Origin of the sequence: Christensenella hongkongensis (assembly GCF_000981035.1) — a bacterium.
Lineage (GTDB): Bacteria > Bacillota > Clostridia > Christensenellales > Christensenellaceae > Christensenella > Christensenella hongkongensis.
In genome coordinates this window covers 1-420 of sequence record NZ_LAYJ01000085.1, presented here as the reverse complement: position 1 = coordinate 420, position 420 = coordinate 1, and the positions used below count along the sequence as shown (strand labels likewise).

1 protein-coding gene is annotated in these 420 nt (G+C 56.9%); it reads right to left on the bottom strand.

Features of this window, described 5'->3' with window-relative positions; genetic code table 11:
• Positions 1–420 (bottom strand): phosphoglycerate kinase (gene pgk, locus CHK_RS06175; RefSeq protein ID WP_046443169.1); only part of this gene is annotated, 420 nt, incomplete at both ends.

Sequence of the window (420 nt, the reverse complement as noted above, 5' to 3'; positions counted from 1 at the left end):
CGCTAAGCGGCACATCCTTGCGTTTGCCGTCTGTTACGCATGCAAGGTCAACGGGCAGTACGAGCTTATCACGGTAGGTTTGGCACAGCCTTTTGGCTTCAGGCAGCAGCTCCAGAAGATTTTTCTTCCCGAGGAACGCCATAGACGCTTTGCCGATGTCCACCCCGCAGGCAGCAAGCATCACATTGCCCACAAGGCCGCCTGTGAGGATCATATCCGCGCTGTCGTTTGCCAGCACCGTCTCCATCATCAGGAACGCGTCCTCGATCTTTGCGCCGCCCAGCACAAACATACACGGGCGCTCCGGCACGCTCATGATTGTCGAAATGATTTCATATTCCTTTTCAAACAGCCTGCCCATTGCGCTTGGCAGCAGGTATTCGAAGCCGCACAGGGTGGGCTGGTCCCTGTGGGAGGCTG